The organism is Sphingomonas sp. Ant H11 (genome assembly GCF_000797515.1).
Taxonomy (GTDB): domain Bacteria; phylum Pseudomonadota; class Alphaproteobacteria; order Sphingomonadales; family Sphingomonadaceae; genus Sphingomonas.
Window position 1 is genome coordinate 1 of the sequence record NZ_JSBN01000214.1, and the last position, 910, is coordinate 910.

The window sequence follows — 910 nt, forward strand, 5'->3', positions numbered from 1 at the left end:
CTCGACGAAACGAAGCGCATTCTGGAGGTGTACATGCCGCGCACCACCGGCACGGCCGCGCGCGCGATCATGATGAGCGCCGAACGCGACGCGCGCAATGCCAAGCGCAACGGGGCGAGTGCGTGACCCAGCACCCCCAGCCGCGCGGCTTGCGTCAACGCCATGTGCACGCTATCGCAAACGCGCATCGACGCGGATTGTCGGAATTCCGACAATCGGAATGTCGGAACGCAGTCTGACGAGACGCCACAGAATGGCGGAATTGCTGGGCTTAGCGGGTATAGTACAATGGTAGTACAGCAGCCTTCCAAGTTTTAGCAGACGCCACAAATCAACGACTTAGCTTGCATTTAAATTCCGACTTATGCGGATATTGCCGTTTCGGTCGGAATGGATTGGCCCCCTAAAAAATCCCCAGGAACCGCGCACGCGGCTTTGCTTTTGCCAGCGCCGCCGTCCACTCGGCATCGCAGCTACTGCCCAGCTTCACGGCGGTGCGCTTGTCGATATTGGCTTTCACGAGCTGGCCCGTTTGCGCGACATCGTGCGCGCCCAGACCACCGGCAGAGCCATCAATCAGGGTGAGCGGTGGCCCCCGGCGTTGGATCCAGCAGGCCCGACGCCATCAGGATCTTCATGCACGGGCTGGCAGCCTGGGTCAGCACGGTAGAGGTCGTCATACAGGCAGAGATTGCGGCGCAGAGCATCAGCGACGCCATGCACCGCCACGCCTGCATCGGGCGCTTGTCGAACATCGATCTGTCCTTTCTGGACCTGTACGTCCACCTCGACCTTTTGCCGGGTGGCATCGTTGATTTGTGGGATCGCGGCGGTGGCTGATGTCGCCGGTGGCCTGTCCCAGCGAGGCGTCGACCTTGGCCTGACCAACCTTCGCCGCCACTTTGGCCCG

General features: G+C 61.6%; 1 protein-coding gene. It reads left to right on the forward strand.

The annotated features are described in order from the left end of the window. Positions 1-636 precede the first annotated feature (636 nt). Positions 637-840: a hypothetical protein gene (locus tag NW75_RS22555; RefSeq protein WP_033967593.1), complete on the forward strand. Its 204-nt coding sequence runs from the start codon at positions 637-639 to the stop codon at positions 838-840. The last annotated feature ends 70 nt before the right edge of the window (positions 841-910 follow it).